The organism is Streptomyces daliensis (assembly GCF_054782395.1).
The window spans coordinates 13,801-34,267 of record NZ_BAAGSO010000022.1; the positions used below are offsets into that span (position 1 = coordinate 13,801).

The 20,467-nt window shown below is 72.5% G+C and carries 16 protein-coding genes; 5 read left to right on the forward strand and 11 right to left on the reverse strand.

Going from position 1 to position 20,467, the window contains the following annotated elements; genetic code table 11:
- Positions 1-162 precede the first annotated feature (162 nt).
- The 3 genes from ACYVOO_RS05655 to ACYVOO_RS05665 form a co-directional block, all read right to left on the reverse strand.
- A complete protein-coding gene (locus ACYVOO_RS05655; RefSeq protein WP_461014529.1) occupies positions 163-1,380 on the reverse strand; it encodes an MFS transporter in 1,218 nt (405 codons plus the stop codon).
- 251 nt (positions 1,381-1,631) lie between these two features.
- Entirely contained in the window at positions 1,632-2,549 is a 918-nt protein-coding gene (locus ACYVOO_RS05660; protein ID WP_461014541.1) for an endonuclease/exonuclease/phosphatase family protein, read from the reverse strand.
- 569 nt (positions 2,550-3,118) lie between these two features.
- Entirely contained in the window at positions 3,119-4,741 is a 1,623-nt protein-coding gene (locus ACYVOO_RS05665; protein WP_461014530.1) for an MFS transporter, read from the reverse strand.
- A 193-nt stretch (positions 4,742-4,934) separates the two neighbouring features.
- On the opposite strand from ACYVOO_RS05665, the gene panB reads away from it, so the two are divergent.
- The 3 genes from panB to ACYVOO_RS05680 all read left to right on the forward strand — a co-directional run bounded on the left by panB (position 4,935) and on the right by ACYVOO_RS05680 (position 7,975).
- Positions 4,935-5,897, forward strand: coding sequence for a 3-methyl-2-oxobutanoate hydroxymethyltransferase (gene panB / locus ACYVOO_RS05670; protein WP_461014531.1), 963 nt, complete (start codon positions 4,935-4,937; stop codon positions 5,895-5,897).
- Between the two features lie 189 nt (positions 5,898-6,086).
- Positions 6,087-7,103, forward strand: a complete 1,017-nt coding sequence (locus tag ACYVOO_RS05675; protein ID WP_461014532.1) for an ATP-binding cassette domain-containing protein — start codon at positions 6,087-6,089, stop codon at positions 7,101-7,103.
- Positions 7,100-7,975 carry an ABC transporter permease gene (locus ACYVOO_RS05680; RefSeq protein ID WP_461014533.1) on the forward strand — a complete coding sequence of 292 codons (876 nt, stop codon included), beginning with the start codon at positions 7,100-7,102 and terminating at the stop codon, positions 7,973-7,975. The genes ACYVOO_RS05675 and ACYVOO_RS05680 overlap by 4 nt, the downstream gene beginning before the upstream one ends.
- Positions 7,976-8,029: 54 nt before the next feature.
- Here ACYVOO_RS05680 and ACYVOO_RS05685 read toward each other — a convergent pair whose 3' ends face one another.
- Positions 8,030-12,175, reverse strand: a complete 4,146-nt coding sequence (locus tag ACYVOO_RS05685; protein WP_461014534.1) for an AfsR/SARP family transcriptional regulator — start codon at positions 12,173-12,175, stop codon at positions 8,030-8,032.
- 124 nt (positions 12,176-12,299) lie between these two features.
- Positions 12,300-12,698, reverse strand: coding sequence for an SseB family protein (locus tag ACYVOO_RS05690; RefSeq protein WP_453350139.1), 399 nt, complete (start codon positions 12,696-12,698; stop codon positions 12,300-12,302).
- A 254-nt stretch (positions 12,699-12,952) separates the two neighbouring features.
- Here ACYVOO_RS05690 and ACYVOO_RS05695 point away from each other — a divergent pair, with 254 nt between their 5' ends.
- Positions 12,953-13,756: a site-2 protease family protein gene (locus ACYVOO_RS05695; RefSeq protein ID WP_461014535.1), complete on the forward strand. Its 804-nt coding sequence runs from the start codon at positions 12,953-12,955 to the stop codon at positions 13,754-13,756.
- Here ACYVOO_RS05695 and ACYVOO_RS05700 read toward each other — a convergent pair.
- The 6 genes from ACYVOO_RS05700 to ACYVOO_RS05725 all read right to left on the reverse strand — a co-directional run bounded on the left by ACYVOO_RS05700 (position 13,740) and on the right by ACYVOO_RS05725 (position 19,318).
- Entirely contained in the window at positions 13,740-13,964 is a 225-nt protein-coding gene (locus ACYVOO_RS05700; protein ID WP_461014536.1) for a hypothetical protein, read from the reverse strand. The genes ACYVOO_RS05695 and ACYVOO_RS05700 overlap by 17 nt on opposite strands.
- A gap of 156 nt (positions 13,965-14,120) precedes the next feature.
- Positions 14,121-14,828, reverse strand: a complete 708-nt coding sequence (gene npdG / locus ACYVOO_RS05705; protein WP_461014537.1) for an NADPH-dependent F420 reductase — start codon at positions 14,826-14,828, stop codon at positions 14,121-14,123.
- A gap of 107 nt (positions 14,829-14,935) precedes the next feature.
- Positions 14,936-15,781 (reverse strand): carbohydrate ABC transporter permease, encoded by an 846-nt coding sequence (locus ACYVOO_RS05710; RefSeq protein WP_461014542.1) that lies wholly within the window; start codon positions 15,779-15,781, stop codon positions 14,936-14,938.
- Positions 15,782-15,795: 14 nt separating this feature from the next.
- Positions 15,796-16,740, reverse strand: coding sequence for a carbohydrate ABC transporter permease (locus ACYVOO_RS05715; protein WP_461014543.1), 945 nt, complete (start codon positions 16,738-16,740; stop codon positions 15,796-15,798).
- Positions 16,741-16,871: 131 nt separating this feature from the next.
- Positions 16,872-18,233, reverse strand: a complete 1,362-nt coding sequence (locus tag ACYVOO_RS05720; protein WP_461014538.1) for an ABC transporter substrate-binding protein — start codon at positions 18,231-18,233, stop codon at positions 16,872-16,874.
- Positions 18,230-19,318 carry a sialidase family protein gene (locus tag ACYVOO_RS05725; protein ID WP_461014539.1) on the reverse strand — a complete coding sequence of 363 codons (1,089 nt, stop codon included), beginning with the start codon at positions 19,316-19,318 and terminating at the stop codon, positions 18,230-18,232. The genes ACYVOO_RS05720 and ACYVOO_RS05725 overlap by 4 nt, the downstream gene beginning before the upstream one ends.
- Before the next feature lie 240 nt (positions 19,319-19,558).
- On the opposite strand from ACYVOO_RS05725, the gene ACYVOO_RS05730 reads away from it, so the two are divergent.
- Positions 19,559-20,173 (forward strand): hypothetical protein, encoded by a 615-nt coding sequence (locus ACYVOO_RS05730; protein ID WP_461014540.1) that lies wholly within the window; start codon positions 19,559-19,561, stop codon positions 20,171-20,173.
- Positions 20,174-20,467: the final 294 nt, after the last annotated feature.

The following is a 20,467-nucleotide window of genomic DNA, read 5'->3' on the forward strand; positions in this document are numbered from 1 at the left end:
CCCCTGAGGGGGCGGGCTCTCGCGCGTCACGGGCCGGGCCCGCTCGGACGGGGCTCGGTACGGCGGCGGCCCGCGCACGGGCGCCGTGGGGGCGGAGCGGCCGGGGGCCGCCGTCAGGGACGCGTGTCCCGGCGGCCGGTACCGCTGGCCCCGATGTCGGGGTCAGCCGGAGATCTCGGCGTGCTCCTCGCGGGCGGGTGTGGCGCTCCGGGCCACGACGCGCGAGATCGAGCCCGTCGCGCCCCGGTCCAGGAACCCCGCGAGGAGGGCCGTGGCCAGGCCCGCGAAGGCGAGCACCGCGCCGACCAAGGTGGGCGAGGTCCAGCCGAAGCCCGCCGAGATGACGGCGCCGCCGAGCCAGGCGCCACCCGCGTTCGCGATGTTGAACGCGGAGTGGTTGGAGGCGGAGGCCAGGGTCGGCGCGTCATGGGCCTTGGTCATCACCAGCATCTGGATCGGCGTCGTCGTGCCGAAGCCGACCGCGCCGAGCACCACCACCATCACGAGCGCCGCCCACTGCACGTGCACCGCGTAGTTGAAGACGATCAGCGCGACGCCGAGCGCGGCCAGCGCCCCGTACAGGGTGGGCCGCAGGGCGCGGTCCGTCAGCGGGCCAGCGGCGAAGGCGCCGAGCGTCATGCCGATGCCGAACAGGGCCAGGACCAGCGTGACCGTCGAGTCACCGAAGCCGGTGATCTTGGTCATCATCGAGGCGAGGTAGCTGTAGACGGCGAAGACGCCGCCGAAGCCGAGCACGGCGGTGAGCAGCCCGAGCAGCACCTGCCGGTTGCCGAGGGCGCGGATCTCGTGCTTGACGCCGCTGTGCTTCTCCAGCGGCAGCTTCGGGATCAGCACCGCGAGCGCCGCCATCGAGACCAGTCCGATGACGGTGACGACGAGGAAGGTGACGCGCCAGCCGAGCTGCTGGCCGAGGGCCGTACCGGCCGGGACGCCGACGATGTTGGCCACCGTCAGGCCCATGAACATCACCGCGACGGCCCGCGCGCGCCGGTCCTCGGAGACCAGCCGCGCCGCGACCACCGCGCCGACGCCGAAGAACGCGCCGTGCGGCAGCCCGGCCAGCACCCGCCCTGCCATGAGGGTGCCGAAGCTGGGGGCGAGCGCGGAGGCGAGGTTACCGACGGTGAACAGCGCCATGAGCGCCAGCATCATGCGCTTGCGCGGGATGCGGGCGCCGAGCGCGGTGAGGAGGGGTGCGCCGACGACGACGCCGATCGCGTACGCGGAGACGAGGTACCCGGCCATGGGCACGGAGGTGCCCAGGTCGTCCGCGACGTTGGGCATGAGGCCCATCATGACGAACTCGGTCGTACCGATCCCGAAGGCCGATATCGCCAGGGCGAGCAGGGCCATGGGCATAGAGCAGGAACCTTTCCAGGCAGTGGTGGTCGTCGGGACAAGCCGACAGATGTAACAGAAGGGGTACTGCGGAGAAAAATTGCGCGAAGCGGAGCGTTCCACCCTGAACGACTCCGTAAGTTCTCCAGCAGAACAAAGTCTCGCACCCTCATTGTTCCTGGATGCCAACATCGCGTTTCGAGCGGGCTACAACACAGCGGCGCCCCGGTCGCGCACGGAGCGTGACCGGGGCGCCTGCGGAACAGGGAGGGCTACAGCTTGACGGAGGCCGCCACCGGGAGGTGGTCGCTGCCCGTGGCCCCCAGGGTCCAGGACGAGACCGGCTCCAGCCCCTTGACCATGATCTGGTCGATCCGGGCCATCGGGAACGACGCGGGCCAGCTGAAGCCGAAGCCGTCGCCCGCCGCGCCCTGCGTGGAGCGCATCTGCGCGGTGACGGGGGCGAGCGCGCGGTCGTTCATGGTGCCGTTGAGGTCGCCGAGCAGCACGATCCTGTCGGCCTTCTCGTGCTTGATGGCCTCGCCCAGCGCCGTCGCGCTGTCGTCGCGCTGCCCGGCCGTGAAGCCCGAGCGGAACTGCACCCGCACGGACGGCAGATGCGCGGCGTAGACGGCGACGTCGCCCTTGGGGGTCTCGACCGTGGCGCGCATGGCGCGCGGCCAGCCCATCTTGATGTCGACGCTCTTCGCGTCCTTCATCGGGTACTTGCTCCACACGCCGACCGTGCCCACCACCTTGTGGTACGGGAAGGTCCCGTCGAGGTGCAGCTCGTACGAGCCCGCCTTGCCCGACGCGATCTCCTCCAGCGCGACCACGTCGGCGCCCGACCGGATCAGCCCGCGCGCGGTGCCCGCGAGGTCCTGGTTCTCCGCGTTGACGTTGTGGGTGACGACGGTGAGGTCACCGCCCGTCCCGGACTTGTCGGTGACCTGCCCGGCGAAGAGGTTCATCCACACGAGGACGGGCAGCAGCAGCGCGATCAGCGCCGTGGCCGAGCGGCGCAGCACCGCCAGCAGCAGGAGCACGGGGATGAGCACCCCGCCCCAGGGGAGGAACGTCTCCCACAGCGAGCCCAGGTTGCCGACGGCGTTGGGGACTTCGGAGTGCAGGATCAGCGCGAGGCCGAGCAGTACGGCGATGACCGCGATGATCCAGCCGCGCCGCCACATCCCCTCGCCGCCCCACCGTGCGAACGCGCGTCGCGCCCGGCTGCCGCTGTGCCGGAGGCGGGGGCCCTGACCCCGGTCCCCCTCGGCAGTCTCCGAGGCTTCCGCCATGTCCGCGCGTGCCATCCGCTGTCCTCACTCGCCTGTGCCGTATGCCCGTATGCCCGTACGCCGGAAGAACGATAAGTGCCGGAGGGGAATGTCATGAAATTCCCGTCAGCCCGACCGCTTTGAAGAGCCGTACGGTGCCGTGCCGTACGGAGTGCAGGACGAATGCCGCGGCACGTGAGGTTCCGGTACCCGGAGATCATTTCTGGCCTGTGACAAAAACCGCACATTACCCTTCGTACATCAGCCCGCGAGGCCCGCGCGAAACGTTCCGCTGAGCCGGTGCGCGCGTGACCGCGGACGGGCAGATCGCAGGGTAGGCAGAGAGCCGGATCACCGCGCAACTCGCCTGTCTCCGGCCCGCGTCACGGCACACCCCGCGAGCATCCCGCGCGCACTCCGCGAGCGCCCCGTGCAGCGTCTCACGGCGCCGACGGGGACGGGGACACAGGCGCGCGCAGCCGCTACCGGCGCGCCCCCACCGAGCGCTCGCCCCGCCCGCCGCGCCCATCGCACCCGTCGCGCTCCGGCCCCTTCGGCGCCGGAGGCTTCCCCGGCAGCCACAGGAGCACGACGAGCGCGCCCAGCACGGCGACGGCGGCCGAGCCGAGCACGGTCACGTGCATCGCGTCGACGAACGCCGCCTTGCCCTGCTCCACCAGCGCGTGCCCCGCCGGGCCCATCCGCTCCGCGACGGTCAGGGTGGCCTCGATCGACTCCCCCGCGGCGTGCCGGGCGCCCGGCGGCAGCGCGGACAGCTCGTCCTCGATGCCGTCGCGGTACGTCGTCGAGAGCAGCGACCCGAGGACCGCGACCCCCAGGGCGCCGCCGACCTGCCGGAACGTGTTGTTGACCGCCGAGGCGGAACCCGCCTTCTCCCGGGGCAGCGACTGCATGATCGAGACCGTGGCGGGCGGCATGATGTGCGCCATCGCCATGCCCTGGACGAAGAAGAGGACCTCCAGCGCCCAGATGGGTGTGGTCTCGTCGAAGAAGACGAACGCCGACATGCCCGCCGCGATCAGCAGCATCCCCGTCGCGCACACCGCCTTGGCCCCGAACCGGTCGACCACCAGGCGTGCCCGTGGCGCGAAGACGAGCTGGGCCAGGGCGAGCGGCAGCATCAGCAGTCCGGCCTCCAGGGGGCTGTAGCCGCGCACGCTCTGGATGTAGAAGACGGCGAAGAAGGTCACGCCCATGAGCGCGAAGAAGACGAGCGCGATGGCGACGACGGCGGCCGAGAAGGCGGGCTTCCTGAAGTGGCGGACGTCGAGGGCCGGGTGGTCGACGCGCCGCTCGTACAGCACGAACCCGCCCAGCACCAGCAGCCCGCCCACCACGGTGAGCAGCACCCGCGGGTCGGTGAAGTCGGCGAGCTGACCGCCCCTGATGATCCCGTACACCAGCAGGACGAGACCGGCGACGGACAGCAGCACCCCGACGGGGTCGAGACGCCCCGGCGCGGGGTCGCGCGATTCGGGCACCAGCACGGCCATGGCGATCAGCGCGACGACGACGATGGGCACGTTGACCAGGAAGACCGAGCCCCACCAGAAGTGCTCCAGGAGCAGCCCCCCGGTGACCGGCCCGATGGCGATGGCGAGGCCGACGCCGCCCGCCCAGATGCCGATGGCCTTGGGCTGCTCGTCGGGCTCGAAGACGTTCATCAGGACCGCCAGCGTCGCGGGCATCACGAAGGCGCCGCCCAGGCCCATCACGGCCCGGAACGCGATCAGCTCGCCGGGCGAGGAGGAGACGGCGGCCAGCACGGAGCCGACGCCGAAGACGAGGAGCCCGGCGAGCAGCACCTTCTTGCGGCCGAGGCGGTCGCCGAGCAGCCCCGCGGTGAACAGGAGCCCGGCGAAGACGAGGGTGTAGGAGTTGATCGCCCACTCCAGCTGGCTCTGCGTCGCGCCGAGCCCGGTGGGCGGGGGCTGGGCGATGGTCTTCATCGCGACGTTGAGGATCGAGTTGTCCAGCACGACGATCAGCAGGCTGAACATCAGCACGGCGAGAATGGCCCAGCGACGCCGGTGCACCGCCTCCGGCACCTGCCTGGCCACGGGTACGTCCGCGGGTGCGCTCATGCGAGCCAGGCTAGTCCGGTTTCCGATACGGCACCGTCTCGTATCGCCGGGTTCTCTCCCAGGGGGAGGGGGAGAGGGACCAAGCTCTCCCCCGGGCACACTTCCCCCGGCGCTTCGCGCCGTGCCAGCATGGCGGGGTATCCGGGGACGCCGTAAGGGCGCCTCGAGACGACGGACACAGGGAGCACGTGCGATGACGCATGCCCAGAAGCAGCCTGCCCGGAAGACGCCCGCACAGCAGGCGCCCGCGCAGGAGACGCCCACCCAGGAGACGCCCGGCCGGCAGGACAAGGCCCAGGGCCCGGCCTCGGCCCCGGCGTCCAAGAAGCAGCCCGCGACGCTCTACGGCGGCGCGAAGAACCGCCGCGTCACCATCCGCGACCTCGCCGCCGCCAAGGAGCGCGGCGAGAAGTGGCCCATGCTGACCGCCTACGACGCGATGACCGCCTCCGTCTTCGACGAGTCCGGCATCCCCGTCATGCTCGTCGGCGACTCCATGGGCAACTGCCACCTCGGCTACGAGAGCACCGTGCCCGTCACGCTGGACGAGATCGCGATGCTCTCGGCCGCCGTCGTACGGGGCACCAAGCGCGCCCTCATCGTGGCCGACCTGCCCTTCGGCACGTATCAGGAGGGCCCCACCCAGGCGCTGCGCAGCGCCACCCGGCTCGTCAAGGAGGCGGGCGTGGGCGCGGTCAAGCTGGAGGGCGGCGAGCGCTCGGCGCACCAGGTCGAGCTGCTCGTGCAGTCCGGCATCCCCGTCATGGCCCACGTGGGGCTCACCCCGCAGTCCGTGCACTCCATGGGGTACCGCGTGCAGGGCCGGGGCGAGGAGGCGGCGCAGCAGTTGCTGCGGGACGCGAAGGCGGTCCAGGACGCGGGCGCGTTCGCCGTCGTCCTGGAGGCCGTGCCCGCGGCGCTGGCCGCCGAGGTGACGCGCTCGCTGTACGTGCCCACCGTCGGCATCGGCGCGGGCGCCGAGTGTGACGCGCAGGTCCTGGTGTGGACCGACATGGCGGGGCTGACGCCGGGGCGCGTGCCCAGCTTCGTGAAGCAGTACGCGCGTCTGCGCGAGACCCTGGGCGACGCGGCGAAGACCTTCGCCGAGGAGGTCGTCTCCGGCTCCTTCCCGACCGAGGACCACAGCTTCGCGTAGCCGCCGAACGGGGCCGCCGGGCGGCCTGAACAGGGCCGACGGGCGGGCCTGAGCGGGACCGACGGACGGGCCTGAGCAGGGTTCCGCGGGCGGGGCGCGGCCGGGTGCCGCGTCCCGCTCCGTGCCGTGTCGGCGGGCTGTCGGCGGCGTATCGGCGGATTGTCGGTGGCTGCTGTCACTCTGGGCGACATGACGCGACAGAACACGAAAGCCGGCCGCGGCCCCAATGCCGTCGAGGTCCGCGGGCTGGTCAAGCACTTCGGGGAGACGAAGGCGGTCGACGGCATCGACCTGGACGTGCGCGAGGGCACCGTGATGGGGGTCCTCGGGCCGAACGGCGCGGGCAAGACCACCCTCGTACGCATACTGTCCACGCTGCTGGCCCCGGACGCGGGCACGGCCACCGTGGCGGGGTTCGACGTGGTGCGCCAGCCCCGCGAGCTGCGCCGCACCATCGGCCTGACCGGTCAGTACGCCTCGGTGGACGAGAAGCTCTCCGGCCGGGAGAACCTCTACATGATCGGGCGGCTGCTCGATCTCTCCCGCGCGGACGCGCGCAAGCGGGCCGACGAGCTGCTGGAGCGGTTCTCGCTGACGGAGGCCGCCAAGCGCCCGGCGAGCAAGTACAGCGGCGGCATGCGCCGCAGACTGGACCTCGCCGCTTCCATGATCGGGCGCCCGCGCGTGCTCTATCTGGACGAGCCGACGACGGGCCTGGACCCGCGCACCCGCAACGAGGTGTGGTCCGAGGTGAAGAACATCGTCGCCGAGGGCAACACGGTGCTGCTGACCACCCAGTACATGGAGGAGGCCGAGCAGCTCGCCGAGGAGCTGACCGTCATCGACCGCGGCAGGATCATCGCCGAGGGCCGGGTGCCGGAGCTGAAGGCCAAGGTCGGCGGGCGCACGCTCCGCATCCGCCCCACCGAGCCCGGCGAGCTGCACCGCATGGTCGGCGCGCTCGCGCAGGCGGGCATCGACGGCGTCGGCGGCGCGAGCATCGACCCGGACGAGGGGGACGTGAGCGTGCCCATCGTCAGCGACGAACAGCTCACCGCCGTCGTCGGCCTGCTGGGCGAGCGCGGCTTCGCCATCGCCGACATCGCCACCCATCTGCCCAGCCTGGACGAGGTGTTCCTCGCCATCACCGGCCAGAAGGCCACCCACCTGGACGGCTCCGACACCCACGAGGAGGTCGCGGCGTGACCACCGCCACCGTTACCGAAGCCCCCGCCACCACGACCGGCGGCGGCCCGGGGCAGGGCCCGCCCCGGCCGCGCGCGGCCGAGGGCCGCATCGGCCTGCGGGCCAACCTGCGGCACATCGGCGCCCTCGTGCGCCGCAACGCGCTCCAGATCAAGCAGGACCCCGAGTCGATGATGGACGCGCTGCTGATGCCCATCATCTTCACCCTGCTGTTCGTGTACGTCTTCGGCGGCGCCATCGGCGGCAGCGGGGGCGGCGCGGCCCGTGACCAGTACACCGCCTATCTGATCCCCGGCATGATGGGGATGATGGGCCTGAACATCGCGATGGCGGTGGGCACGGGCATCAACGAGGACTTCCGCAAGGGCGTCATGGACCGCTTCCGGGCCATGCCCATAGCCCGGTCCTCCGTGCTGATCGCCAAGGTGCTCGTCGAACTCGTCCGGATGCTCGTCGCCATGCTCGTGCTGCTGACGATCGGCGTCGTGGTCGGTTTTGACATCAACGGACACTGGCTGGGGCTGCTGGGCGCGATCGGCGTGGCCACGGCCTTCGGCTCCGCGCTGGTGTGGATCTTCATCCTGCTGGGGCTGACGATGCGCACGGCGCAGGCCGTGCAGGGCATGTCCATCCTGATCCTGATGCCCCTCCAGTTCGGCTCCTCGGTCTTCGTGCAGCCCGACACGATGCCGGGCTGGCTCCAGGCGTTCACCGAGGTCAGCCCGCTGACGCATGTGGCGGACGCGGCACGCGGCCTGATGCTGGGGCACGGCTCCGTGGCCTCCCCCGTGTTCTGGACGCTCGTGTGGTCGGTGGGTCTGACGGCCGTCACGGCTCCCGTGGCGATCATGAAGTTCCGCAAGAAGACCTGACCTGACGGGCCGCAGAGGGGGAGGCCGCAGAGGGGGGAGGGGGAACAGGGAGACTCAGGTGCGCGGGCCCGGCCGCCCCGCGCCCCTCTCCCGGGCCGCCCGGCTCACCAGCGCTGTGGCCTCCTCGATGGAGAGACCGCCGCCTTTCGCGTACGCGCGCGCGTACGCCTCATCCGCCTCGGCCGGGCGCCCGTCCGCGCTCCGCGCCGCGAACACCGCCCGCACCGCCGTCTCCGCGCCCCGTCGGCTCTCCGCCTCGACCGGCTGCGGCTGATAGCCCTCGGGATGGACGCCGTGGGCGTCGTTGACCGCGAGGAGCGTGGCCGCGAGTTCCGGATCGCCCAGCTCCGCCAGCGCGTGGGCCGCGGTGACGACCTCGTGCAGGAGGAGGTTCGAGGAGACGAGGTTGCCCAGCCTCGTGCTGACACGGCCGATGGCCTCGTCGGCCTTGGACAGCGCGGGCGCGTACTCGCCGTCCAGCACCAGCAGCCAGGCCAGCAGGCCCTGCGCGATGCCGCAGAACAGGTCGGGCGCCCTGTCGCGGAACTGCTCCTCTATCGACGACACCAGTGCACGCGCCCGCGCCGTCTCGCCGGTCCTGCCGAGCCGGACGGCGTGCTGCAAGGCCGCGAAGTTGGGGACCTCGCCGCCCGTCGCCCGCTCCAGCTCCTCGACGGCCCGCGCCAGCAGCTCGTCACCCTCGTCCGCGGCCTCGGGGTCGCCCATCTCCGTCAGCGCGCTGCCCAGCCTGGCCCGCAGCACGGGCATCTGGCTGAGCGCGCCGAGCGCCTCGGCGTGCTCGATCGCGCGCCGGTAGTCCTCGGCCGCCGCGGCGAACTCGCCCCGCATGCAGTGCGATTCGGCGCGGCCCGCCAGCGCCTCCGCGGTGCCCCAGGTGTCGCCGAGCCGCCGGAAGATCTCCAGGCTCTCCTCCGTGTCCCGCGCCGCCTGGAGCACGGAGCCGGGGTGCTCGCCGGTCAGCTTGGCGCGCAGTTGCAGCACGAAGGCCAGCTCCCAGTCGTACCCGTAGCGGCGGCAGCCCTCGACCGTCGCGGCAAGCGCCTCGTGGAAGCGGTCGGCTTCTCCGGCCAGCATCCAGGCGAAGATCCACATCATGCCCGGCAGTCGGCAGGTCTGCGGCTGGCCCGGCGTGTACGTCTCCCTGACGCGGCGGAAGTGCGCCAGCCACTCGGGGCTCTCCGCCCAGATGACGCTCTCCTGCTTCTCGGAGAGCGCCATCAGGGCCACCCCGCGCCTGGCCTCCTGGAACAGCTCCTCGCGCATGGGCGGCGGCGCGTCGGTGCAGCGCTCCATGAGGGAGGGCGCCTTGGCGGTGACGGGCCCGCCGAAGGGGTCGGGGCCGAGCCCCATGACGACCTCGGCCCACGTACGGGCCTCGACCCGGTGGTCCCGCACCTGCCAGAACCAGCTCATCGACAGCACCAGGCACAGCGCCTCGTGCTCGTCGCGCGCGGCGACGGCCCGCCGCAGCGCGGTACGGATGTTGTCGTGCTCGCGCTCCAGGCGCTCCAGGTGGCCGCCCTGGTCCGGGCCATGCAGCAGGGGTTCGGCGGTACGGGCCAGCTCCCGGTACGCGACGAGGTGCCGCCGCTCCACCGCAGCGCGTTCGCCGGGCACCTCGTCCAGCCGCTCCCCCGCGTACTCGGCGACGGTCTCCAGCAGCCGGTACCGCATACGCGCCGAAGGGCCGACTCCGTCCGGCGGCACGGGCGTGGCCACGACGAGCGACTTGTCGACGAGGGAGCCGAGCAGCGCGGTGACGTCGCGGGGCGGGACGGGGGCGGGCCCCGTGGGACCGGGGTCGGGGTCGCCGCAGACCTCCTCGGCCTGTTCCAGCTCGCAGCCGCCGGAGAAGACGGACAGCCGCCGCAGCACGGCCCGTTCGCCCTCCTCCAGCAGGCCCCAGGACCAGTCGACGACGGCGCGCAGGGTCTGCTGACGCGGCAGTACGGTGCGGCTTCCGCTGGTCAGCAGCCGGAAGCGGTCGTCGAGCCGGTCCGCGAGCTGACGCGGGGTGAGCGAGCGCAGCCGGGCCGCGGCGAGTTCGATGGCGAGCGGCAGCCCGTCGAGACGGCGGCAGATCTCCGCGCACGCCTCGGGGTCGTCGGCGGTACGGAACCCGGGCCGCGCGGAGGCGCCCCGGTCGTCCAGCAGTTGGAGCGCGAAGGGGTCGGGCAGCGGTTCCACGGTCCGCACGGACTCCCCCGGCACCCCCAGCGGCTCCCTGCTCGTGGCCAGCACCGTCACCCAGGGGCAGTCCGTGAGCAGGCGCTCGACGAGGGTGGCGGCGGCGTCGATGACGTGCTCGCAGTTGTCGAGGACGAGCAGCATGCGGCGGGCGGCGCAGCGCTCGGCGAGCTGCGCGAGCGGATCGAGCGCGTGGGGATCGGCTGCGGCGCGCAGCTCCTCGGCCGTCGAGCCGCGCAGGACGGTCTCCCGGCCGCCGAGCGCGGTGAGGACGGCCTCGGCGAGGTATGCGGGGTCGCGTACGGGGGCGAGTTCGGCGACCCACACCCCGTCGGGCCACGGGCCGCCTTCCGGCGCGGCGGGTCCGGTGGATCCGGTGGATCCGGTGGTGGAGGCCACCGCCTCGGCCGCCTCCAGCGACAGCCGGGTCTTCCCCGCGCCACCGGGCCCGGTCAGCGTCACCAGCCGCGCCCCGGCCAGATCGTCACGCAGCGCGCGGATCTCGGCGTCCCTGCCGACGAACGAGGTCAGCCGCGCCCGCAGATTACCCGGCCTGGCGGGCCCGGGGTGCCCGACGCCATGCGTGCCGGGCCCGGCGTAGACGCCGGGCCCGGGTGCGGACTCAGCTGCGGGTGCGGTCCCGGGTACGGGCCCAGGCCCAGCCACCGGACCGGCTCCAGGCGCGGGCGCGGGTCCGGTTCGCGGACCAGCCCCGGGCGCGGAACCAGGCGGAGCCACCGGTCCAGGAGCAGCCGCAGGTCCAGTCCCGGTCACCGGCCCGGCCTCGGACGCGGGCGCAGCACCGGCCCCGCTCCCGGCCCCAGGTGCAGGCGCGGGCGCGGACTCAGCCCCAGTCCCAGGCCCAGGCTCGGCCACCGGTCCGGTCCCAGGCTCAGTCGTGGGGCCAGTCCCGGTCACCGGCCCAGCCTCAGGCGCGGGCCCCTGCGCCGGTCCGGTCCCGGATGCGGGCTCAGCTTCAGACGCGGGCACAGGCGCAGCACCGGTCCCGCACCCGGACCCAGATGTGGGCGTAGGCGCGGACTCAGCCCCGGCCTCAGTCCCCGGCGCGGGCGCCGCGGTCACTGGCCCAGTCCCGGGTGAGGACCCCGGCGAGGCCGCCGGGGTCGACGGAGCCGCAGGCCCGGGCGCGGGCGCGGGCGCAGCCCCAGGCACCGGTCCAGGCGCGGGCGCAGGTGCCGGGCCAGTCCCCGGAGTGGGGCTGGGTGTGCCGGTCGTCTTCGGGGGGTCCCAGCGTTCGCCGCCGCTCAGCAACTCCTCGTGCAGGGCCCGCAGTTCGGGGCCAGGGTCGGCGCCGAGGCGGTCGGCGAGAGTGGTCCGTACCTCCTCGTACGCCGCCAGCGCCTCCGCCGGGCGGCCCGCGTCGCGCAGGGCGCGCAGGAGCAGCGCCTGGAGGGGTTCGTCCAGCGGGTGGCCCGCGGCGAGCTGACGCAGCGTGGGCAGCGCGCTGTCCGTGTGGCCGAGGGCGAGCGCGGCCTCCAGCCGGGTGCGACGTGCGGCGAGGTGCAGTGCCTCGGCGCGGACGCCCGCCGCGCCGCCCCCGTCGGGGAGGTCAGCGAGGGGCGGCCCGCTCCACAGGGCCAGCGCGTCGTCCAGCAGGGCCGCGCACTTCTCCGGGTCGCCGTCCTTGAGGGCGCGGGCGCCCTCGTCGGCGAGGTCCTCGAAGCGGAAGAGGTCGATGTCGTCGCGTGCGGCCACGAGCCGGTAGCCGCCGTCGCCCGAGGCGACGTGGTCCCGGCCGAGGGCGCGGCGCAGCCGCCCCACCAGGGCCTGGAGCGCGCCGATCTCGTCGGCGGGCGCGTCCTCCCCGTCGGACCACACCTCGGCGACGAGCGCGCTCACCCGTACCGTGCGCCCGCCGGCCAGCGCGAGCGCCGCCAGCAGCGCGCGCAGCCGCGCCCCGCCCAGGGGGACGGCCGTGCCGTCCTCGCGGAGCGCCCGCGTGGATCCCAGAACGCGATATCGGTAGCGCACTCGTTCATATTGCCAGGCGCGCGGGGAGGAAAGCGGTGCGGTGTTCCACGCACCGCCCCAGCGGTCCTACGCCCACCGCCCTGCCCGCGCCTGCCCACCGGACGCCACCACACGCCCCCGGCGTCTACGCCCCGTCGCCGTTCTCGTCGAGGTCGATGGCGACCTCGTCCGGGACGATGCCCTTCACCGGGGGGAACATCATGGAACCCTCCTCGTCGGCGACGTCCACGGCCACCCCCGCCGGCACCCCCAGCTCCGGGACCATCACGTCCAGCAGCCGCGCGCCCAGTACGGCCGCGTACTCCCACTCCTCGTCGGGCGCCGCGCCCCGCGCCCGTGCGAACCGGGCCAGCGCGTCCTCGTCCGTGAAGGCGTAGATCCAGCGGATGCCGCCGTACTCGGCGGTCCACATCCCCGACTCGGCCAGCGGCACCAGCACCGCCGTGCGCCGGAACTCCCCGATCATCGCCTGTGGGTCGCCGACTCCCGCGCGTACCGCGGCGATCTGCTCAGTCAATTCCACCGAGTTCCCCCGACTTCGCTCCCGCACCTGCCACTGCTACCGCACCTGCCACGGCCTTCGCCGTCCGCGTGCCGTCCCCCTGCACCGTACCGAGCGCGGCCGGACACATCACACCCCGCGGACCCGGCCGTGGCGGACCCGGCGAAAAGGGCGCGGGCCACCACCGGTACACGCGCGGGAAAGTACGGTTCCCCCTCGACCCGGCCCCCGCACAACTCGCCCCCGCGTACCGGTCACCGGTACGGTCTGGCCTCATGACCAGCGCCTCCACCCATCCCGAACACCATCGCATCAGCCCGGTCTTCCTCGGACTCGTCGTGCTCATGCTTGCCTCGGGGTGGGCCGTCTGGTCGGGCTGGGCCGACATCACGGGGCTCGCCGTCTTCCTCTTCGTCGTCTCCGGCTGGATCGTCTCGCTCTGTCTGCACGAGTACGCGCACGCCCACACGGCGCTGCGCGGCGGCGACACCTCCGTCGGCGCCAAGGGCTATCTGACGCTCAACCCGCTCAAGTACACGCACGCGCTGCTCAGCATCGTGCTGCCCGTCATCTTCGTGATCATGGGCGGCATCGGGCTGCCCGGCGGCGCCGTCTACATCGAGCGGGGCCGCATCAGGGGCCGCTGGAAGCACAGCCTGATCTCGGCCGCCGGGCCGCTGACGAACGCGCTCCTGGCCGCGCTGCTGACGGCGCCGTTCTGGCTGGACGCGATGGCGGACGTGCCGTACGCCTTCCGCTACGCGCTCGCGTTCCTCGCGATGCTCCAGGTGACGGCGGCCATCCTGAACTTCATCCCGGTTCCGGGCCTGGACGGCTACGGCGTCATCGAACCCTGGATCTCACCGAACCTGCGCCGCCAGGCCGAGCCCTTCGCGCCCTTCGGGCTGCTGATCGTCTTCGGCTGCCTGTGGATCCCGGCCGTCAACGGGGTCTTCTGGGACGGGATAGGAGAGGTCATGGGCTGGCTGGGCGTCTCCGACCTCGACGTCAGCTACGGCTACGAGTTCTTCCGCTTCTGGCAGGGCGAGCCGCAGATCACGGTCACTCCCCCGCTGTAGCCGGGGGCCCGGCGGGGGCGGCCTGGCGGGCGCGGCGCGCGTAGTACCAGGCCATGTTCGACGTCAGCCCCGTCAGCAGCACCCACACGATCCCCAGCACCAGGCTGCCCTTCGTGAAGGAGACGACGGCCGCGGCCACGGCGAGGACGCAGACGACGACGGCGCAGAGGGCGAAGCCCCGGGAGGAGCGGGGGGTGAGGGCTGGCATGGGGGTGATCTCCAGAGGGTCCGGCGTGTGCGGTACGGCCCGCCCATTGTCCCCCATGCCAGGACACGTCCCTCGGCCGCCGTCCCCGAAGCGTCCCCGGGCGACGGGGTGCCGGTGCGCCCCCGGGGCCGGGTGCCGGGGAGCCCGGATGCCTGGCTAGATGTCGGTGAGGCGGACGCCCGCGTGCGCCTTGTAGCGGCGGTTCACCGAGATCAGGTTGGCGACGAGGGACTCCACCTGATGCGCGTTGCGCAGGCGCCCCGCGAAGACGCCCCGCATGCCGGGGATGCGGCCCGCGAGGGCCTGGACAATCTCGCAGTCGGCCCGTACCTCGCCGAGCACCATCACGTCGGTCTCGATCTCCTCGACCTCCGGGTCGGAGAGGAGGACGGCGGAGAGGTGGTGGAAGGCGGCCGTCACCCGCGAGTCGGGCAGCAGGGCCGCGGCCTGCTCCGCCGCGCTGCCCTCCTCCGGCTTGAGCGCGTAGGCACCCTTCTTGTCGAAGCCGAGCGGGTTGACGCAGTCCACGACGAGCTTGCCGCTCAGCTCCTCGCGGAGGGACTCCAGGGTCTTGGCGTGCCCGTCCCACGGGACGGCGACGATGACCACGTCGGAGCGGCGCGCGCACTCGGCGTTCTCCGCGCCCTCGACGCCGTGCCCCAGTTCGTCGGCCGCCTGCTGGGCGCGCTCGGCCGCGCGGGAGCCGATGATCACCTTCTGGCCTGCCCTGGCCAGCCGGTAGGCGAGGCCCCGGCCCTGGTCACCGGTGCCGCCGAGGACTCCGACGACGAGCCCGGACACGTCGGGAAGGTCCCAGGGGTCCTTCTTGGGGGCAGGCGCTGCGGGGGATGAGGGAGAAGTCATACGGCGATCCTGCCACCCTGGCCCGCGCCCCGTCCTGACGGCATGCAGTGAAGGTGATCACGTGTCCGCGCACCCCGTTCAGCGCACCCCGTGACGGGTTCACACGGTCACGCCTTGACGCTCCCCTCCGTGAGCCCGGTGCGCCAGTACCGCTGGAGCGCGCCGATCAGGAGCATCAGCGGGACGACGGAGAGGAAGGCGCCGCCCACCGTGTACTGGTACAGCTCGGGCTGCCTGTCCGCGTAGCCCTGCCAGCCCGTCAGGCCGAGCTGGATCGGGTAGAGGCTGGAGTCGGAGAGCATGACCAGCGGCAGGAAGAAGCTGTTCCAGATGTGCACGAACTGGAAGAGGAAGACCGTCACCAGCGCCGGGCTCATCATCCGCAGGGCCAGCACCCGGAAGATGCGCCCCTCCCCGGCTCCGTCGATGCGCGCCGCCTCCAGCAGCGAGTCGGGCACGGCGGCCGTCGCGTAGATCCGGCACAGGTACACCCCGAACGGGCTCACCATGCTGGGCACGAGCACGGCCCAGTACGTGTTGACGAGGCCCAGTTCGCTGAAGAGCAGATACAGGGGCAGGGCCAGCACGGTGTGCGGGAGCAGCACGCCCGCCAGGACGATGTTGAAGACGGTCTCCCTGCCCCGGAAGGCGAACTTGGCGAGCGCGTATCCGGCCGCCGCCGACAGCAGCGTGGCGGCCACCGCGCCGCCGCCCGCGTACAGCAGGCTGTTCAGGGTCCAGCGCAGGAAGATGCCGTCGTCGTACGAGAGCATCTCGCCGAGCCGCTGGAAGGGGCGGGGGTCGGAGAACCAGAAGCCGAAGGTGCCGAAGAGGTCGCCGGTGCTCTTGGTGGCCGAGACGACGAGCCAGTAGACGGGGAGCAGGAAGTAGAGCGCGGCCACCGTCAGCAGGGACAGGGTGATGATGCGGTAGCGCACCGGGACGCGGTCCATGGGCCGGACGCCGCTCACGCGCCGCTCCCCCCGCCGTCCCGCCGGCCGTCCCCGTCCCCGCGGCGGCCGACGAGCCGCAGGAAGCCGAAGGACAGGACGCAGGCGACGAGCGCGATCAGCACCGCCTCTGCCGCGGCCACGTGCTGGTCGTTGCTCTTGAACGCCTCGTGGTAGGCGTGCAGGTTCGGGGTGTAGCCCGAGTCGATGACCGAGGCCAGGGGTTTCAGGACCATGGGTTCGGCGAAGAGCTGGACGGTCCCGATGATGCTGAAGACGGTGGTGAGGACGAGCGCGGGGCGGATGAGCGCGAGCTTGATGTGCCGGGCGATCTGCCAGGACCCGGCGCCGTCGATGCGCGCCGCCTCGTACAGCTCCTGCGGTACGGCCTTGAGCTGGGCGATCAGGACCAGCATGTTGTAGCCGGTGAACTGCCAGGTGACGATGTTGGCGATGGACCACAGCACCGTGCCACGGGAGAGGAAGTTGACGTCCCAGCCCGCCGCCTGCGCCATCTCCACCAGAGGGCTGATCCCGGGCACGTAGAGGAAGCCCCAGAGGATGGAGGCGATCACTCCGGGGACCCCGTACGGCAGGAAGTACGCCGTACGGAAGAAGCCGACCCAGCGCGCCGAGGCGGCCTCCAGGAGCAGCGCGAGGGCCGTGGCGAGCAGGATCATCAGCGGGATCTGCACGGCCGCGAAAAGCAGCACGCGCCCGAAGCCCGCGAGGAAGCGGCCGTCCTGGAGCGCGTGGGTGTAGTTGGACAGCCCGGCGAAGGCGGTGGTGGTGCCGCCGAGTCCGAGGGGTCCGCTGCGCTCGGGCTTGAGCAGGCTCTGGTAGAGCGCGTAGCCGATGGGCGCGACGAAGGTGAGCAGGAAGAGTGCCGCGAAGGGCAGCAGGAACCCGGCCGCGGCGCGCGCGTTGCGCGCGCCGTGCCGACGCGCGCCGTTCACGGCCAGCAGCCCTGGCCCGGGGCGCACATCGGGCCCCGCGCCGCCGGGGTCCGGTTCGACGCCGCCGCCCGGACCACCGCCCGGACCGCCGAGCGGGCCGGGGCTGCCGAGCGGGGCGGCGCCCGTCGTGCCTTCGCTCACCCGGCCTTCACCTTCAGCCCCTTGCCCTTGAGGTCGTCGAGGGTCTGCCGCTGCACGGTCTTCAGGACGTCGCGGAAGGAGATGGACGTGTCCGAGAGCGCGTCGGTGAAGGCGTCGCCGAGGCGCTGGTAGAGGGTGTCCATCAGCGGGCCCCACTGCCAGCTCGTGTCCACGGCCTTGTCGGCCTTCTCGAAGACCTCGCTGTACCGCTGGCCGCCGAAGAAGTCCTTCTCCACGTCCAGGTCGGAGGGCTCCCAGCCCTCCGCCGCCGCTGGCCAGCCCGCGCCGCCCGCTATGAGGGCCTCGATCGCCTCGGGATCGGAGTTGAGCCAGACCGCGAAGTCCATCGCGTCCTCGGGGTACTTGGTCTTCGCGAAGACGGCCGTCGTGGAGCCGCCCCAGTTGGCCTGCGCGTTGTCGCCCTTCTTCCACTGCGGGAGCGGGACGACCCGCCACTTGCCCTTGGTCTTGGGCGCGTTGCCGACGAGCAGCGCGTCGCCCCAGCTCGCGCCGATCCAGGCGACGATCTTCCCGGTCTGCACGTTCTTGTACCAGGCGTTCTGCCGGTCGGGGTCCGTGGTGATCAGCTTCTCGCGGACCAGGTTCTCCCAGTAGTCGGCGATCTTGCGGGTGGGCCCGTCGTCGATGCTGACGGTCCACTCCTCGCCCTCGACGGAGAACCACCGGGCCCCCGCCTGCCAGGCGTAGCCCGCGAAGCGGTTGCCGTTGGGCGGCGAGAAGGTCTCGATGTAGGCGCCCTTGTCGCGGATCGCGCGGGCCGCCTCCTCGTACTCGTCCCAGGTCGTGGGGATGTCGATGCCCCACTTGTCGAAGAGGTCCTGGCGTACGAACAGGCCCATGGGCCCGGACGCCTGCGGGATCGCGAAGACGGAGTCGCCGAAAACGGACTGCTTCCACTGCCATCCCGTGAACTTCTTGCGCACGTCCTCCGCACCGTGCCCGGACAGGTCCAGCAGCCCGTTGTCGAGGAGGAAGCTGGGCACGGCGGGGAACTCGATCTGGCCGAGGTCCGGCGGGTTGCCCGCCTTCACGGCCGCGTGCATCTTCGCGTACTGCGCGCCGTCGACGGCCGACACCTTCTCCACGTCGACCTGGACCTCGGGGTGCTGCTTGTTCCACATCCCGACGGGCTTCTCGATGCCCGGCACCCAGGACCAGAAGGTGAGGGTGATCTTCTCGCCCTTCTTGCGGCCCTTGGGCTCGTCCCCGTCGTCGTCCGAGCCGCACCCGGCGACCGCGAGCGCCGCCGCGACGGCACCGGCCCCGGCGAGCACCGTCCGCCTGCCGGGCACTCCCTGTTGTCCTTGCCGTCCTTGCCGTCCCTGCTCGCCGCTCATACCAGCTCCTCCACGGGAACGCGCCGGAAAGTGATGGTGGAGTAGGGGCTGGAGTCCCCCGTCTCGTACAGCAGGCCCACCGTCGTCCCGTCGACGCGGACCAGATCGGAGTAGGCGGCGGGCCGCTCGTCCACGACGTGCGCCGCCACCCATGTGACGCCGCCGTCCGGGCTCCTCCGCACGACCATGCGCTCGCGCCGCTCCGCGTGCGAGGGCCCCGAGAACAGCAGCACGTCCGGATCGCGGAGCTGGAGCACACTGCCCTCGCACACCGGCACCGTCAGGCCCGTCTCGGGCTGGAAGGGCTCGGTCAGGGTCTCGCCGCCGTCGGCCGAGTAGGCGTCGGCGCGGTTGCCGGGGGCGGTGGCCTCGGTGCGGGTGTTGAGGTAGATCCGGCCGTCGGGGAGTTCAGCGCCCGTCGTCTCGTTGACGTTCACATAGCCGTCGGGGTTGTCGTCGACGTAGCCGATCCGCCAGGTCTGGCCGCCGTCGTCGCTGAGCAGGTCGTGGCCGCCGTTGTACTTGCCCTCGGTGCCGTCGTCGCCGCCCGTCGGCGGGATCGAGTGGTTCGCCGGGACGACGAGCCGCCCGGCGTGCGCGGCACCCGTCAGCTCCATGGCATGCCCCGGCGTCGTCGCGTACCAGCGCCACTCCGGGCGCTTCGCCGTCTCGGTGATCTCGCGCGACCGGGTCCAGGTGGCCCCGCTGTCACCGCTCTCGCACACCCACACCCGACGCCCGTCGGCCGCCGCGACCTGGCCGCGCCGGATCAGGCTCTCGGTGGCCGAGGCCGCGTTGGTGACGTAGACGAGGACGAGGGTGCCGTTCTGGCGGACGATGGGCGACGGGTTGCCCGCCGTACCGCTGCCGTGCACCGCCACCACCTGCAACGGGCCCCAGTTCAGGCCGCCGTCGGTGGAGCGGCGCTGGACGATGTCGATGTTGCCGGTGTCGGACGTCGAGTTGACCCGTCCCTCCGCGTACGCGAGGAGCGAGCCGTCGGGAGCCTTCACACAGGCGGGGATCCGGAAGCTCGCATACCCGTCGTCTCCCGCCCGGAACGGAACAGAGGTCTCATACGGCATGGAGCGGCTCCCCAACTCCCGGAGGTAGGACGTCCCTTGTCCTGCCGCGACAGTAAGCACGCCCCAACTGGCCGTCAAGGAACCGGACATGAACGATCACGGCCCGGCTCATCCGCCACCGGCAACGCTCGAACACGGCGCGCACCACGCCCCCCGGGCACGCCGGACGCCCCACTCGTTCCGGGCCCGATCGACGGAAACCGCCCGTCCGGGTGGTGACGTACGGCATCATGCCGGGCCATGGATGCCGTGAGGGTCGCGCTGCTGCGCGAAGTGCTCGCCGGAACGGAGTGGTTGCAGTCCACCCGACGGTTCGCCGGGACGCTGCGGTCGTCCGTGACGCCACGGGGCGGCGGGCTGCTGCTGGTGGGTACGGAGTCCTACGAGCCGTGGCACCTGGCAGCTCATCTTGACGACGAGGCCGCGTGGTCGGGGACGCCCGAGCTGTCGCCGACGCTGGTGCGGTATCGGGTGCCGCACGCGGCACCCGCGCATCTGTCGGTCGGGCTGGGGCGGATCGAGGCCGCAGGGCGTGCGGAGACGCTGCTCGTCGTGACGCCCGAGGAGCCCGGCGAGGGGCTTCTCGAACGTGTTCAGGACGCGCGGCGCGCGGGGGCGACGGTGCTGGCGCTCGACGAGGACGCGGCGGACTCGGCGTCCGGGGAGCTGAGGGGGATCGCGCACGATGTGCTCAGCGCCGACGCGGCGGAGGTAGACCTCGACACCGTGCAGCACCTGGTGTCGGCGGCGGCCGGTGAGAACAGCCTCCCCGTCGCGGGCCCGCGCAAAGGTTTCCGCGACCGCCTCTCCCGCCTAGCAGACCAACTCACCTCCCCGCCTCCACCCCGCTGGTAAGGGGGAGAAACGCAGGGTTGCCGCTTCACGGGGGTGTTGCGCGGGACGGGTCCCCTTCGCGGGGGGCGGAAGGAAACGGGGGGTTGTCCGTTCGTCGGGGGTGTTGCGCGGGACGGTTGGCCGGTGTGGTGCGCGCTGTTGGGTCCCGCGCCAATTTTTGTGCCCCTGTCCGGCGGGGTGCCGTCGTGTGGCTTGGCGTCGTGTTCGGCTGTCTGGCCGGTGGCTTCGGCGCGGCGTGTGGTTGCGGTGCGGTGCGGCTGGCGCCGCGTGGTTCTTGGCTTGTGCCGGTGGCCG

Bases quoted from the DNA above. Each gene is read 5' to 3' on its own strand.
- ACYVOO_RS05700 (WP_461014536.1), bottom strand. From the start codon at position 13,964: ATGCCAGCCCTCACCCCCCGCTCCTCCCGGGGCTTCGCCCTCTGCGCC.
- ACYVOO_RS05665 (WP_461014530.1), bottom strand. From the start codon at position 4,741: ATGAGCGCACCCGCGGACGTACCCGTGGCCAGGCAGGTGCCGGAGGCG.
- ACYVOO_RS05710 (WP_461014542.1), bottom strand. From the start codon at position 15,781: ATGGACCGCGTCCCGGTGCGCTACCGCATCATCACCCTGTCCCTGCTG.
- ACYVOO_RS05660 (WP_461014541.1), bottom strand. From the start codon at position 2,549: ATGTGGCGGCGCGGCTGGATCATCGCGGTCATCGCCGTACTGCTCGGC.
- ACYVOO_RS05675 (WP_461014532.1), top strand. From the start codon at position 6,087: ATGACGCGACAGAACACGAAAGCCGGCCGCGGCCCCAATGCCGTCGAG.
- panB (WP_461014531.1), top strand. From the start codon at position 4,935: ATGACGCATGCCCAGAAGCAGCCTGCCCGGAAGACGCCCGCACAGCAG.
- ACYVOO_RS05720 (WP_461014538.1), bottom strand. From the start codon at position 18,233: ATGAGCGGCGAGCAGGGACGGCAAGGACGGCAAGGACAACAGGGAGTG.
- ACYVOO_RS05695 (WP_461014535.1), top strand. From the start codon at position 12,953: ATGACCAGCGCCTCCACCCATCCCGAACACCATCGCATCAGCCCGGTC.
- npdG (WP_461014537.1), bottom strand. From the start codon at position 14,828: ATGACTTCTCCCTCATCCCCCGCAGCGCCTGCCCCCAAGAAGGACCCC.
- ACYVOO_RS05655 (WP_461014529.1), bottom strand. From the start codon at position 1,380: ATGCCCATGGCCCTGCTCGCCCTGGCGATATCGGCCTTCGGGATCGGT.
- ACYVOO_RS05725 (WP_461014539.1), bottom strand. From the start codon at position 19,318: ATGCCGTATGAGACCTCTGTTCCGTTCCGGGCGGGAGACGACGGGTAT.
- ACYVOO_RS05730 (WP_461014540.1), top strand. From the start codon at position 19,559: ATGGATGCCGTGAGGGTCGCGCTGCTGCGCGAAGTGCTCGCCGGAACG.